This is a genomic window from Nocardioides sp. R-C-SC26 (assembly GCF_021246465.1).
Classification (GTDB): domain Bacteria; phylum Actinomycetota; class Actinomycetes; order Propionibacteriales; family Nocardioidaceae; genus Nocardioides.
In genome coordinates, this window is sequence record NZ_JAHRHK010000001.1 from 243,376 (window position 1) to 256,160 (window position 12,785).

General features: G+C 70.3%; 14 protein-coding genes. 8 read left to right on the forward strand and 6 right to left on the reverse strand.

The window, feature by feature from the left end; all coding sequences use genetic code 11:
* The first annotated feature begins 214 nt into the window (after positions 1-214).
* Positions 215-520, forward strand: coding sequence for an STAS domain-containing protein (locus KSO97_RS01095; protein WP_232675956.1), 306 nt, complete (start codon positions 215-217; stop codon positions 518-520).
* 50 nt (positions 521-570) lie between these two features.
* Here the strand turns inward: KSO97_RS01095 and KSO97_RS01100 are convergent, their stop codons facing one another.
* Positions 571-2,673 carry a hypothetical protein gene (locus KSO97_RS01100; protein WP_232675957.1) on the reverse strand — a complete coding sequence of 701 codons (2,103 nt, stop codon included), beginning with the start codon at positions 2,671-2,673 and terminating at the stop codon, positions 571-573.
* A 130-nt stretch (positions 2,674-2,803) separates the two neighbouring features.
* On the opposite strand from KSO97_RS01100, the gene KSO97_RS01105 reads away from it, so the two are divergent.
* The 7 genes from KSO97_RS01105 to KSO97_RS01135 all read left to right on the forward strand — a co-directional run bounded on the left by KSO97_RS01105 (position 2,804) and on the right by KSO97_RS01135 (position 7,757).
* Entirely contained in the window at positions 2,804-3,298 is a 495-nt protein-coding gene (locus KSO97_RS01105; protein ID WP_232675958.1) for a tetratricopeptide repeat protein, read from the forward strand.
* 206 nt (positions 3,299-3,504) lie between these two features.
* The gene (gene recA / locus KSO97_RS01110; RefSeq protein WP_232675959.1) at positions 3,505-4,563 is read left to right on the forward strand and encodes a recombinase RecA; all 1,059 of its coding nucleotides are present in this window, start codon (positions 3,505-3,507) and stop codon (positions 4,561-4,563) included.
* Between the two features lie 129 nt (positions 4,564-4,692).
* The gene (locus KSO97_RS01115; RefSeq protein WP_232675960.1) at positions 4,693-5,199 is read left to right on the forward strand and encodes a regulatory protein RecX; all 507 of its coding nucleotides are present in this window, start codon (positions 4,693-4,695) and stop codon (positions 5,197-5,199) included.
* A gap of 37 nt (positions 5,200-5,236) precedes the next feature.
* On the forward strand, positions 5,237-5,719 hold the full coding sequence (locus tag KSO97_RS01120) for a phosphoribosyltransferase (protein ID WP_232675961.1): 483 nt from the start codon (positions 5,237-5,239) through the stop codon (positions 5,717-5,719).
* 36 nt (positions 5,720-5,755) lie between these two features.
* Entirely contained in the window at positions 5,756-6,598 is an 843-nt protein-coding gene (locus KSO97_RS01125) for a PPK2 family polyphosphate kinase (RefSeq protein WP_232675963.1), read from the forward strand.
* Complete coding sequence (locus tag KSO97_RS01130; protein WP_232675964.1) at positions 6,595-7,371, forward strand: HipA family kinase; 777 nt, start codon at positions 6,595-6,597, stop codon at positions 7,369-7,371. The genes KSO97_RS01125 and KSO97_RS01130 overlap by 4 nt, the downstream gene beginning before the upstream one ends.
* On the forward strand, positions 7,368-7,757 hold the full coding sequence (locus tag KSO97_RS01135) for a DUF3037 domain-containing protein (RefSeq protein ID WP_232675965.1): 390 nt from the start codon (positions 7,368-7,370) through the stop codon (positions 7,755-7,757). The genes KSO97_RS01130 and KSO97_RS01135 overlap by 4 nt, the downstream gene beginning before the upstream one ends.
* A gap of 74 nt (positions 7,758-7,831) precedes the next feature.
* On the opposite strand, the gene KSO97_RS01140 is transcribed toward KSO97_RS01135, so the two are convergent.
* From KSO97_RS01140 to KSO97_RS01160, 5 genes are all read right to left on the reverse strand, one after another.
* A complete protein-coding gene (locus tag KSO97_RS01140; RefSeq protein WP_232675966.1) occupies positions 7,832-8,587 on the reverse strand; it encodes a sirohydrochlorin chelatase in 756 nt (251 codons plus the stop codon).
* 79 nt (positions 8,588-8,666) lie between these two features.
* The gene (locus KSO97_RS01145) at positions 8,667-9,410 is read right to left on the reverse strand and encodes a phosphoadenylyl-sulfate reductase (RefSeq protein WP_232675967.1); all 744 of its coding nucleotides are present in this window, start codon (positions 9,408-9,410) and stop codon (positions 8,667-8,669) included.
* Positions 9,407-9,589, reverse strand: a complete 183-nt coding sequence (locus tag KSO97_RS01150; RefSeq protein WP_232675968.1) for a hypothetical protein — start codon at positions 9,587-9,589, stop codon at positions 9,407-9,409. The genes KSO97_RS01145 and KSO97_RS01150 overlap by 4 nt, the downstream gene beginning before the upstream one ends.
* On the reverse strand, positions 9,586-11,301 hold the full coding sequence (locus tag KSO97_RS01155) for a nitrite/sulfite reductase (RefSeq protein WP_232675969.1): 1,716 nt from the start codon (positions 11,299-11,301) through the stop codon (positions 9,586-9,588). The genes KSO97_RS01150 and KSO97_RS01155 overlap by 4 nt, the downstream gene beginning before the upstream one ends.
* A gap of 351 nt (positions 11,302-11,652) precedes the next feature.
* The gene (locus KSO97_RS01160) at positions 11,653-12,600 is read right to left on the reverse strand and encodes a hypothetical protein (RefSeq protein ID WP_232675971.1); all 948 of its coding nucleotides are present in this window, start codon (positions 12,598-12,600) and stop codon (positions 11,653-11,655) included.
* Positions 12,601-12,785 lie beyond the last annotated feature (185 nt).

Consider the following 12,785-nt stretch of genomic DNA (forward strand, 5'->3'; position numbering starts at 1 on the left):
CGAGAGCCGTGGTGGCGGCCGCGGAGTGCGGCCCTGGTGAGGCGCCGAAAGAATCTGCGCATCAGATGCAACCTCGGGGCGTGCCAGCGCGTCGTAGTGGGTAGGAACACTGCGACGGGCACATCTGGGGCGTGCCCGTCGCAGCATCCGAGACAACGAAGGCACCACGAGGACGCGACCAGAGCACCACGGCACACAACACTCGGGAGTGACGATGGACATCGTGACCAGCGGTCCCACGCTCGTACTGGCGGGCGACTTCGACGTGCGGAGCACGTGGGAGGTCCGCGCGGCGCTCTACGACCTGATCGCCGTCCACGACGAGGTCGTGGTCGACCTCTCCGAGGTCGCGTCAGCCGATGTCACCGCGCTCAAGGTGCTTGCCGTGGCGTCGCGCTACGCCGGCCAGGACGGCCGTCACCTGCGGCTAATCGGCTGCAACGGCGCCGTGCGGCGGATGCTGCACAAGACCCACCTGTTCCGCCTCGTCGACGTCGCGCGCGAGGCCGTTCCCGCCTGATCGCACGCGCCTGCGGCGACCGGCCGTCGCCGTGCCCGAGTCCGGGTCGATCAATCCGTCACCACGAAGCCGAGCAGAGTGATGCTCACGGTCGCTCGGTGCGGCGACCGGACCGCGAGCATGCGGCGGCTGCCCAACCCCACGAGCACGGTGCGCTTCACCGTCCGCCCACGCGGAGCCGAGATCGACCCCCGTGACGAGGTGCCGCCGTCCAGCGTCACCGTGGTCGCGCGGATCGCCCGCGACACCGTCACCGCCGCCAGCACGCTGGTGGCACCGGCCGGCGCGGCGATCTTGACGGATCTCGTGCCGTCGATGCTCGCGCTCAGTACGCGCCGCGATGTGGGGGCGACGCATCCGTCGGTGGAGACCGGGAGCGGCTTCGTCGTCACGCCGGTGCTCGTCGTGCTCATCACCCGTCCGGGGTCGATCGAGCAGCGGAAGGAGCCGACGACCTGGGCCGCCCGAAGAACGCGGACGGCGCCCGAGGGTGCCTGCTCGCCGCTCCGCGTGGTCTGCATCCGGCCGGCGAGTCGCGCCGTCCCGGTGACGACCAGGCGCCCCGGGGCGTCGGCAGCCGTGGAGACCGCCGGGATGTAGAGACCGCCCGCCGCGGCGGTGTAGTCGCCGTCGATGGTGAACACGCCGTTGGGCTGCACCCGGGCGTTGCCCGCGTTCAGGTCACCGGTGAGCCTCCCGGTCCCGATGATGCGGGCCGCGGAGGTGAAGCGGGTCGTCGGCACGTCCCAGACGGTGCGTCCGCGGAACTGGAGTCGGCCTTGGCCGTCGACCTCGACCCACTTCACCACGGCGTCGGCCGAGGACCTATCGCCGACGAGCATCTGGGAGCCCTCCTGCAGCGTCAGGACGCCGAGCGAGGTGCAGCAGCCGCCCGCGGCCACGGTCGCGCCGTCGGGCACGGTGAGGCGGGCGCCCGCGGGGATGGTCAGGCGCGCGCCACTCATCACCCACAGTTGCGAGCCCGGCTGGTTACCCGTCATCGCCAGCCCGCCGCCCGGGATCAGCGCACCCGACTGCCCGCGGACGGCCGGATCGCGCACGGTGATGCGGGTGATGGTCTGCCGCTCGGTCATCGCCGAGACCCCGCTGGCGAGCGTGAGCTCGCCGCGGATGTCCGGTCCGGCGAAACGCACCTGGCCCGAGCCGGCGATCGTGCCGACACCCGAGACGACCGCGTCGTCGCCGAGGGCCAGGGTGGATCGATCGGCCAGGGTGAGCCGCTCGCCGAGGCCGAGGAACTTCATGGTGTGGTCGGGTGCGAGCGGGCTCTCGGGCCGGAAGTTGTCGCCGTCGGTCTCGGCGATGGTCAACCGACCTCCGCCGGTCAGCGTCGCCGGGCCCGAGGTGCTGTTGACGGCGTTGCCACCGACACGGATAGGTCCGCCGACGACCTGGAGCTCGCCCCCACGTGCGACGTCGATCGCGCCGGCCAGGTCGAGGCCCAGCTGTTCCAGCTTCGCCGGGGAGGCGCACGGCACGGTGGTGCCGGCCGAGCGGACGCGCAGTGCGCCGTCGACCACGACGGTCGAGGCCGTCCCGGAGCAGCAGCGGCTGCCGAGCAGCCGGGCAGTGGGATCGACCTCGAGCGTGCCGCCTTCGGCGATCCGCATGCCGCTGTCGAACCAGAAGGTGAGCCAGGGCCGGTCGCCCGCGGCCGCACCCGACGTCAGCTCGACCGGGCCGGCGAGGGTCAGAGTCTGGTCGCCGCCGCGGCCGAAGCCGAGTGTCGTCTGGGTGGGGCTGATCAGCGACGGGGTGCTCGAGGTCGTCGGCGCCACGACGAGGTCGAGGTTGATGTCGCCACCGGTCCAGCGCAACTCACCGGTCGTGACCTGCCCCGTGCCGCTCAGCGACGACGCGCGCGCAGGGTTGCCGATCATCGTCAGCGATGCGAGACGGACGGTGGGGACGCCGTCGACGGTCTGATGGGCGCCGGAGGGGACCGGTCCCACCGTCACCGAGTCGCCGTCCGCGGGGATGCCCGACGGCGTCCAGTTGCGGGCGTCACTCCACGTCGACGACGACGCGCCGCTCCACGTGTACGCCGTCGCCGCCTGGCCCGGCGAGGCCAGGACCAGCGGCGTCAGAGCGGCGATGACGACCAGGGACGTGATCCATGCGGTGCGCCTCACGGGGAGATCGTCGCGGAACGGCCTCCGGCCCGCGAACTGGTCTGGACCGCTTCTCGGCGCTCGGCCGACGCCGGGGAGCTTGCCGACGACGAGCCTCCGAGCGCGGTCGGGGGTGTGGCAGGGTGGAGGCGTGGCCGATGACGCGAGCGTGCCCGACGTGCCCGCCGGTGAGGACGGCGGGCTCGGCGCCGACGAGGTACTGAGTGCGCCTCCGGTGGTCTTCCCCGGCCAGGCGGCGTCGCACGAGAGTGCCTATCGGGTCGCGCACGACCTGCTGAGCCGCCGGGCGCCTGCGGAGGCGTTGGCCGTGCTCGAGCCGGCGCTGGAGTCGGAGCCTGAGAACGTCGGGCTGCGCTCGCTGCGTGCCTGGGCGTTCCTGATCCGAGCCCAGCTCCGACGCGCCGAGGAGGAGCTGCGGGAGATCGTGGAGCAGGTGCCGGACGACGTGTGGGCACGGCACGCCCTGGGCCGCAGCCTGGAGCGCCAGTCGCGCTACGCCGATGCGCTCCCGCACCTGCGTCTGGCAGCCGCGATGTCGGGCGATCCCGAGCACGAGACCGCCGTGTTGCGGGTGGAGCGGCGTCAGGCCGAGCTCGGCGAGCGGTCGTTCGACGACCTGCACTGACAGCGTGGCCCGAGCTGCCGATCCGGTGACTCGGAACCGGGCGTGTCGCTGTTCTTCGAACAGGTGTTCGTACTACGGTCGGTGCTGACGCCGACGACGCGGCGGACTCTCCACAGGGGTTCCCGGTCGTCGACCCGGGACTGTCGGTGCCTGGTTCTAGCGTCCCTCGAGACAACGAACCGCACCCCCTGACCTAAGGACGAGACATGGCTGCTGGAGACCGCGACAAGGCCCTCGACGCCGCACTGCTCAACATCGAGAAGCAGTTCGGCAAGGGCTCGGTGATGCGCTTGGGCGAGGAGAGCCGAGCGCCGCTGGAGATCATCCCGACCGGCTCGATCGCCCTCGACGTCGCGCTGGGCCTCGGTGGCCTGCCGCGCGGTCGCGTGGTGGAGATCTACGGCCCGGAGTCCTCGGGTAAGACGACCGTGGCGCTGCACGCCGTCGCCAGCGCGCAGGCCCAGGGCGGCATCGTGGCCTTCATCGACGCCGAGCACGCCCTCGATCCCGAGTACGCCAAGGCCCTCGGGGTGGACACCGACGCGCTGCTGGTCTCCCAGCCCGACTCCGGTGAGCAGGCCCTCGAGATCGCCGACATGCTGGTGCGCTCCGGTGCGCTCTCTCTCATCGTCATCGACTCCGTGGCGGCGCTGGTGCCGCGCGCCGAGATCGAGGGCGAGATGGGGGACAGCCACGTCGGTCTGCAGGCCCGTCTGATGAGTCAGGCGCTGCGCAAGATGACGGGCGCGCTGAACAACTCGGGCACGACCGCGATCTTCATCAACCAGCTGCGCGAGAAGATCGGCGTGATGTTCGGATCCCCCGAGACCACCACCGGTGGTCGGGCGCTGAAGTTCTACTCCTCGGTGCGGCTGGACGTGCGTCGCATCGAGACCCTCAAGGACGGCACCGACATGGTCGGCAACCGCACCCGCGTCAAGGTCGTCAAGAACAAGGTCGCGCCGCCGTTCAAGCAGGCCGAGTTCGACATCATGTACGGCAAGGGCATCAGCCGTGAGGGTGGCCTGATCGACGTCGGAGTCGAGGCGGGCCTGATCCGCAAGGCCGGCGCCTGGTACACCTACGAAGGCGACCAGCTCGGTCAGGGCAAGGAGAACGCACGCACGTTCCTCCGCGACAACCCCGACCTGGCGAACGAGATCGAGAAGAAGATCCTGGAGAAGCTCGGGGTCGGCCCGTCCGTCGATGTCCCCGACGACCTCGCGGACCTGCCGGACACCCCGATCGGTGTCGATGACTTCTGATCCGACCCCGGTCTGGGCAGGCGACGTCGGGCTCGGCGTCGACGCCTGGACGCATGGACGCACCCGTGGTCCGGCGGGCGGGCGGCCCCCCCCGGGGGCCGGGCGGCGGGCCCCCCCCCGCCGGCCCCGGTGCACGCGGGCCCGGACGCCGACCCGGAGTCGGTCGCCCGCACGATCCTGCTCGATCAGTTGACCGGGCGTGCGCGCAGCCGTCACGAGCTCGCCGAGAAGCTGCGCTCGCGGGGGGTGCCCGAGGAGGTCGCCGGACGACTCCTCGATCGGTTCGAGGAGGTCGGGTTGGTCGACGACGCGGCCTTCGCGCGTGCCTGGGCGAGCGGTCGCCAGTCGGCCAAGGGCCTGGCGCGGCGGGCGATCGCCCAGGAACTGCGACGCAAGGGCGTCGGCGACGAGACGGCGCGTACCGCGCTGGACGAACTCGACCCCGACGCTGAGACGGAGGCGGCCCGCGCGCTGGTGCGCAAGAAGCTGCGCACGTTGGCGCGGGTCGACGACGTCACGGCCACCCGCCGTCTGGTGGGCATGCTCGCCCGCAAGGGGTACGGCTCAGGCCTGGCGTTCGCCGTCGTGCGCGAGGAGCTGGCGGCTGCTGATCGTGTGGCCCCCGACGCGGGATGAAACCCGGCCGTCATGCAGCAGTGCCACACTCGTGCGCGTGAGCGACGAGCACGAGAAGCTGACCTGGTCCGGTTTCGGGGACGCGATCGACGGTCTGGCACGTCAGGTGGTCGCCAGCGGGTTCGAACCCGATCTCATCCTGTCCGTGGCACGAGGGGGTCTGGCCCTCGGCATGGGGCTGGGCTACGCCCTGGACGTCAAGAACCTGTCTGCAGTGAACGTCGAGTTCTACACCGGCGTCGACACCCGCCTGCCGGTGCCGATCATGTTGCCGCCCACGCCGGACGTCGTCGCCCTCGACGGCCTGCGGATCCTGATCGCCGACGACATCGCCGACACGGGGCTGACCCTCCAGCACGTGCAGGAGTTCTGCGCCGATCACGTCGCCGAGGCGCGGATCGCCACGGTCTATGAGAAAGCACGTTCGGTGGTCAAGCCCGACTACTGCTGGAAGCAGACCGACGCCTGGATCGACTTCCCGTGGTCGAGCCGCGAGCCGCTGGTCTCCCGGGCGCGCTGACCCGCGCTCACGGCGGGCCGGTGCCATGATCGGCGCATGCAGGACCTGAGACTTCCCGACGACCTCGCCGGCCTCGACCTGACGTCGATCCCGACGGACGCCACGCCTGGCTTCGACGGTGACCGCGACGCCGGGCGCGCAGCCCTGGCCGAGCTCGGCGAGGAGCTCGCGGACGTCCAGGAGCGGCTCTTCGCCCACGGGAGAGCCGGCGGGCACCGCAGCGTTCTCGTGGTGCTGCAGGGGATGGACACCTCGGGCAAGGGGGGCACGCTGCGCAACACCGTCGGCATGCTCGACCCGCAGGGTGTCCGCATCGCCGCGTTCAAGGCGCCGACCGAGGAAGAGCGGGCACACGACTTCCTCTGGCGCATCGAACGGGAGCTGCCGCCGCCGGGTGCCGTCGGCGTCTTCGATCGCTCGCACTACGAGGACGTGCTGATCGCCCGGGTGCGGGAGCTCGCCCCGCCCGCTGAGATCGAGCGTCGTTACGACGCCATCGTCGACTTCGAGCAGCGTCTGGTCGACCAGGGAACGGTCCTGGTCAAGTGCATGCTGCACATCTCGCCCCAGGAGCAGAGGGAACGACTGCTGGCCCGACTGGACGACCCGCGCAAGCACTGGAAGTTCAACCCGGGCGACATCGACGAGCGAGGTCGTTGGACGGATTACCGCAGGGCTTACGAGACGGCCATCGAGAGGACCCACACCGCCGCCGCGCCCTGGCACGTCGTCCCGGCCGATCGCAAGTGGTACCGGGACCTTGCGGTCGCCTCGCTGCTGGGCAGCGCGCTGCGGGGTATGGGCCTGTCCTGGCCCGTCGCCGACTTCGACGTCGCCGAACAGCGGCGGCGTCTCGACGACGAGGCGCCGATCGCATGAGGGAGCCGTTGGCGCAGGTCGCCGTCACCCGCTACCTCACGCCGCTGCGCGAGGGCGGCAGCATGCCGGGAGTCGTCGAGGGCGACGACTGGGGCACCTACGTGTGCAAGTTCCGAGGCGCAGGCCAGGGACTGCGGGTACTCGTGGCGGAGGTGATCGCAGCAGGAGTCGCCTCGGCAGTCGGCCTGGACACCCCGCGACAGGTCGTCCTGGATCTGGACCAGGCGCTGACCCGGTTCGAGGCCGACGAGGAGGTGCAGGATCTGCTGCGTGCCAGTGTCGGCACGAACCTCGGCATCGACTTCCTCCCTGGTTCGTTCGGGCCCGAGGCGGCGGGGGAGATTTCTGCCGAGCTCGCGTCTCGGATCGTCTGGCTCGATGCCTTCATCGCCAACGTCGATCGCTCGTGGCGCAACCCGAACCTGCTCTGGTGGGGGAAGCGGCTGTGGGTGATCGACCACGGCGCATCGCTCTACTTCCACCACGGATGGTCGAACGGTGTCGGAGACCCTGCGCGCTTCGCAGCGCAACCGTGGAGCGTCGGCGATCACCTGTTCCGTGATCGGGCCACCGAGCTCGCGGCGGTCGACGCCGAGGTGACGTCGATCCTCACCGAGGACCTGCTCGGCGACATCGTCGCCACGGTGCCGGCCGACTGGCTCGAGCCGGTGCCCGGCACCGTCGGCCCGGAGGATGTCCGCAGCGCCTACCGCGAGTTCCTGACGGCGCGGGCTGCGACGCGACAGTGGCTGCCGGGTGGCGATCCGCGATGACGGACGAAGCCGACGCGTACCAGTACGTCGTCCTGCGGTGCGTTCCGCGCCCCGAGCGCGAGGAGTTCCTCAACGTCGGCGTCGTCGTCTACTGCCAGGACGCCGATCTGCTCGACGTCGTGTGGCACGTCGACGGTGCTCGGGTGCACGCGCTCGCAGACGACCTGGATCTCGACGATCTCGCGGACGCGCTGGCACACGTCGACGCGGTCTGCCGGGGCGACGTCGACAGGGCAGGCGCGGCTGCCGCCGCTGCGACGTCGCAGCGGTTCGGCTACCTCAAGGCGCCCCGCAGCACCGTGCTGCAACCCGGGCCGGTGCACGGCGGTCTCACCACCGCGCCGGCGACGCTCGCTGCGGACCTCTTGGCCGCCATCGCGCGTTGACCCGTCTCCAGGTAAAGACGGGTCAACGGCCGTCGCGAGGTTGACCCGTCTTCAAGTAGAGACGGGTCAACGCCTCAGACGGGGACGAGCTCGACTGCGCCGACGGCGTACCGGGCGAGCACCATCCGAGCGACCTCGGGGTGGGCACCCAGCGGCTTGGAGACGGCGACCGCCCCGGCCTCGAGCGCGAGCTCCTCGGCCCGGTCGGTCAGTTCGCCGGGGGTGAGGAAGAGCGAGGCGACGGCGATGTGGCGGCGTCCCTCCGCGCGGAAGGCACGCACCGCCTCTCCCGTGGCAGGGGGGGTGTTGGCGGCGTAGGCGGCCGTCACCGGCAGCTTGTGATGGGTGCCCCACAGCCGGGCGAGGCGGGCCACGCCCTGGTTGGCGAGCGGGTCGGTCGACCCGGCGGCGGCAAGCACGAGTGCGTCGAGCTCGCGGACCCGGCACGCCTGGAGAGCCTCGCGCATCCGGACGTCGAGCACCTCCAGGAAGGCGGCCTCCATGCCGAGGATGGCGCTGGTGCGGACGGCGACGCCGGGGTGCCGCTCACCGGCCAACGCCACGGCGGCCTGGATGTCGACCGTGGCGCCGAACGCCTCCGACATCACCAGCGGCACGACCACGATCTCGTGGTGACCGGCCTTCACCAGGCGGTCCACGACCGTCTGGAACTCCGGCTTGCCGCGATGCGCGCCGTGCTCGACGAACGCGCGCTCGATCCGCAGGTCAGGGCGTTGCGCCTTCACCTCCGAGACCAAGGCGGCGATCGTCTTGGTGGTGCGGGGGTCGCGGCTCGCGTGAGCCAGGGCGATCAATGCGGGAGCAGCCATGGTGCGCTGCCTCCTCTCTGCTGACGACCCGGTATCCCGGGGCTGGTGATGCTGGGGTGGTGCTGGATGCGTGCAGCGATCAGGTGTGGATGCCGCACTCGGTCTTGTTGGTGCCGGCCCATCGGCCCGATCGCGGGTCCTCGCCCGGCGCCACCCGCCGGGTGCAGGGTGCGCAGCCGATCGAGGGATAGCCGTCGTAGACCAGCGGGTTCACCAGGACGCCGTTGTCCTGGATGTAGCGCTCGACCTGCTCGTCGCTCCAGCGAGCGAGGGGGGAGACCTTGACCTTGCCCTTCTTGGCGTCCCACCCGATCACCGGAGCGATCACCCGGTTGTGGGTCTCGGCGCGACGCAAGCCCGTAGCCCACGCGTCGTAGCCGGCGAGCGAGTCGGCCAGCGGCTGCACCTTGCGGAGCTTGCAGCACAGGTCGGGGTCGGTGCGGAAGAGGTCCTTGCCGTAGGTCGCGTCCTGCTCGGCGACCGACTGGACAGGTGTGATCGTGATCAGGTTGACCGGCATGGTCGCCTCGACGGCGTCGCGGGTGCCGATGGTCTCCACGAAGTGGTACCCGGTGTCGAGGAAGACCACGTCGATGTCCGGTACGACCTTCGAGGCCACGTGCGCCAACACGGCGTCGCCCATCGACGACGTCACGCAGAACCGGTCTCCGAAGGTGGCGGCGGCCCATTCGATGATCGTCTCGGCCGGAGCGAGCTCGAGCTCGGCTCCCCAGTGCGAGACCAGGTCGCGTAGCTCCTCGGGGGAGCGACCCGCTGTGGCGATACCGCGGGAGTCACGGGCGCGCTGGGTGACGGTGGTCATCGCAGCGCCTTCGGGCGCACCAGGCCGAGCATCTTCAGCGAGAAGGCGCGTAGGCAGGAGCGGCACTCCCAGGCCCCGTGAGCGACGACGGGCTCGCCATCGGAAGCAGTGGCCTCGTGGGGCCACAGGTTCTCGTCGCCGCAGTAGGGGCAGTGGAAGGGGATGCCGCGGTTGCTCATGTTGCTGACAACGCCTTCTCGCCGCGCAACATTTCCTCATCGGCGCGCGCGACCCACGTGGCGAAGTTCTCGCCCTCCTCGCGGTCGACCAGGTAGTTCCCGACGACGGCGGTGATGTAGTCGTCCAGTCCGGCGCTCGTCACCTTGTGCGCCCGGAGCTTGCGGCCGAAGTTGGCCTGTAGACCGGTCGCGCCGCCCAGGTGCACCTGGAAGCCCTCGACCTGCTCTCCGCCGTCCATGACGAGCTGACCCTTGAGACCGATGTCGGCGACCTGAGTCCGCGCGCACGCGTTGGGGCAACCGTTGACGTTGACGGTGATCGGCACATCGAGGTCGGGGAAGCGCTTCTCCAGCTCGGTGACCAGCGAGCGCGCGCGCTCCTTGGTGTCGACGATCGCGAGCTTGCAGAACTCGATGCCAGTGCATGCCATCGTGTTGCGTCGCCAGTTCGAGGGGCGCGCCGGCAGACCGATCTCGTCCAGCCGCGCGACCAGTGCCTCGACCGCGTCGGGCTCGACGCCGATCAGCACGATCTTCTGGTAGGGCGTCAGGCGAGCGCCGGCGACGCCGAACTCGGCCATCACGTCGGCCAGCTGCACCAGCAGCGTGCCCGAGACCCGACCGGCGGAGGGCGCGACCCCGACGTAGAACCGGCCGTCCTTCTGCTCGTGGACGCCGATGTGGTCGCGGTGCCCCACCGGAGCGGGGGGAGAGTCCAGGCTGACCAGGGGGCGGCCGAGGTACTCCTTCTCCAGCACCTCTCGGAACTTCTCGATACCCCAGTCGGCGACGAGGAACTTCAGCCGGGCGCGCGAGCGGAGTCGGCGGTAGCCGTAGTCGCGGAAGATCGAGGCCACACCGGCCCAGACGTCGGCGACGTCGTCCAGCGGGATCCAGACGCCCATCTTCGCTGCGAGCATGGGGTTGGTGGAGAGGCCGCCGCCGACCCAGAGGTCGAAGCCGGGGCCGTGCTCGGGGTGCTCGGTACCCACGAACGAGATGTCGTTGGTCTCGGGCGAGACATCCTGGCTCGGGTGGCCCGTCAGGGCCGTCTTGAACTTGCGGGGGAAGTTCGAGAAGGCCGGGTCGCCGATGAAGCGGCGGTAGATCTCGTCGAGCGCCGCGGTGCCGTCGATGATCTCGTCCTTGGCGACGCCGGCGACCGGTGAACCCAGGAACGGACGGGGCGAGTCGCCGCAGGCTTCGAGGCTGCTCAGGCCGGAGGCATCCAGCTTCTCCCAGATCGCGGGAACGTCCTCGACCCGGATCCAGTGGTACTGGATGTTCTCGCGGTCGGTGACGTCGGCGGTGTCGCGGGCGTACTCCACGCCGATCTCACCCAGGGCGCGCACGGTGTCGGCGCTGAGAAGCCGGCCGTCGGAGCGGACGCGGAGCATGAAGTACTCGTCGTCCAACTCCTCCTCGCCGAGGGTGGCGGTCTTGCCGCCGTCGAAGCCCGGCGCGCGCTGGGTGTAGAGACCCATCCATCGGAACCGTCCGCGCAGGTCGGCGGGGTCGATCGAGGCGAAGCCGCGCTTGGAGTAGATGTTGATGATCCGCGCCCGCACGTTGAGCGGGTCGTCGTCCTTCTTGGACTGCTCGTTCTTGTTGAGCGGCTCGGTGTACCCGAGCGCCCACTGACCCTCGGCACGCTTGGGGCGGGGGATCTCGGTGTGCTGGGCCTTGGTGGCCTGGAAGCGGAGGTCGGACATGGCGGCGGATCGCACTCTTTCGCTGAAGCGCGCCGGAGCGGCGCGCGGAGGCTGGACGGCGGGGGATCAGCGGGGCCGACACATACTGCTGCGCGTACGGCCGAAGTCCACGTGGCGTCGTACCACGAGGAAGGCGTGCGTCGCACCAGTGACCATGATCAGCGAGTCTCAGTCAGCGGACGTAGGTAGACCAAACCCAAATCTCGTGATGTGAGACATCTGTCCGTAATTTGGACGAAATCCGGAGGCTCGAACCGCGCGGTGAGGGGTACGTCACACGCGGTGGTCTAGACAGAACGATGCCCCGGAGCGGTCCGCTCCGGGGCATCGTCACCATCTGGTGCCGGACGATCAGCGCTTGCGCACCCGCACGAGCGCGCTGCTCGACTTCGTCGTCTTGTTGCCGAGGTAGGTCACCTTCACCGCGTTCGTGCCCGAGGAGAGGCCCTTCAGCTTCATCCTCGTCACGCCCTTGCGCAGTGTCCCCGAGCCCACGGTCTTCTTCCCGACCTTCGCCACGACCTTGCCGCTGGCGCCCTTGCCGAGTTGACGGGTGACGGTGGTGACGACGATCGGCTCCTCGGTCGGCGTGGGAGTGACGACCTCGGTCTCGGTCTCCGACTCCTGTTCCTCGACCTCGACCTCGTCGACGACGGCGGTCTTGCTCACGAGCTCGCAGTCGATGCTGAACAGCGAGATGCCGAAGAAGGACAGCGGTGAGAAGGAGAACTCCTCGGGCAGCGAGATCGGGTAGTCGCCCGGCGTGGGGAGGGCGAACTCGTCGGTGCTGCCGTCGGTGTCGAGTGTCGGGTTCTTGGTCGGATTGGTGACGTCGTCGCTGACGCCGTCGACCCTGAGCCTCTTCGCGCCGAACATCAATGAGAAGTCATCGAGCTGGCCCGGGACGTCGTCGCCGGCGCTGAACCCGCCGAACCCGCCGAGCAGGCCACCGAGGCCCCCCAGCCCGGTGAGTCCGCCGAACATGCCGCCGAAGAGTCCGCCGAAGAGGCTGGTGGGGAAGTCGATCGTGAGATCGAAGGAGATGCCCTGCGGCATCCACAGCTCGGTCGGCGCCGCGTCGGGCAGGTTGGTGATGTCGACCTCGACGCCGAGCTTCACCAGGCCCATCGGGCCCGTGCACTCGTAGCGGATCGGCGACGTCGGGGCGGCGGCGTGGGCGGTGCCCGGTGCGCCGGCGACGAGCATGCCGGTCATCAGCGCGGTGGTGGCGCCGATTCCGGTGAGCTTGGCCGCCCAACCGCGGGTGGCGGTCCGAGCGGGCGTGCGCGTGTACTGCATGGTCTCTCCATCCTGGAGCCAGCGAGCTGGCCCCCCCATGAGTGGCCCCCACCCTCCGTGGCGGACCTCCTGGCGCCCCGCCGTCCCTCCAGGCGACGCACTGCTGGCGCTGGGGGGTCATTCGGTGTGTTTGTTACCAAACTGAGGAAATCGAGATCGTCGCCGACGCTGGTCTAGACGCCGGG

Excerpts from the sequence above, each read along its gene's own strand:
- KSO97_RS01155 (WP_232675969.1), bottom strand. The coding sequence starts at position 11,301 with ATGTCCGACCTCCGCTTCCAGGCCACCAAGGCCCAGCACACCGAGATC.
- KSO97_RS01160 (WP_232675971.1), bottom strand. The coding sequence starts at position 12,600 with ATGCAGTACACGCGCACGCCCGCTCGGACCGCCACCCGCGGTTGGGCG.
- KSO97_RS01150 (WP_232675968.1), bottom strand. The coding sequence starts at position 9,589 with ATGAGCAACCGCGGCATCCCCTTCCACTGCCCCTACTGCGGCGACGAG.
- KSO97_RS01130 (WP_232675964.1), top strand. The coding sequence starts at position 6,595 with ATGAGGGAGCCGTTGGCGCAGGTCGCCGTCACCCGCTACCTCACGCCG.
- KSO97_RS01095 (WP_232675956.1), top strand. The coding sequence starts at position 215 with ATGGACATCGTGACCAGCGGTCCCACGCTCGTACTGGCGGGCGACTTC.
- KSO97_RS01140 (WP_232675966.1), bottom strand. The coding sequence starts at position 8,587 with ATGGCTGCTCCCGCATTGATCGCCCTGGCTCACGCGAGCCGCGACCCC.
- KSO97_RS01135 (WP_232675965.1), top strand. The coding sequence starts at position 7,368 with ATGACGGACGAAGCCGACGCGTACCAGTACGTCGTCCTGCGGTGCGTT.
- KSO97_RS01125 (WP_232675963.1), top strand. The coding sequence starts at position 5,756 with ATGCAGGACCTGAGACTTCCCGACGACCTCGCCGGCCTCGACCTGACG.
- recA (WP_232675959.1), top strand. The coding sequence starts at position 3,505 with ATGGCTGCTGGAGACCGCGACAAGGCCCTCGACGCCGCACTGCTCAAC.
- KSO97_RS01145 (WP_232675967.1), bottom strand. The coding sequence starts at position 9,410 with ATGACCACCGTCACCCAGCGCGCCCGTGACTCCCGCGGTATCGCCACA.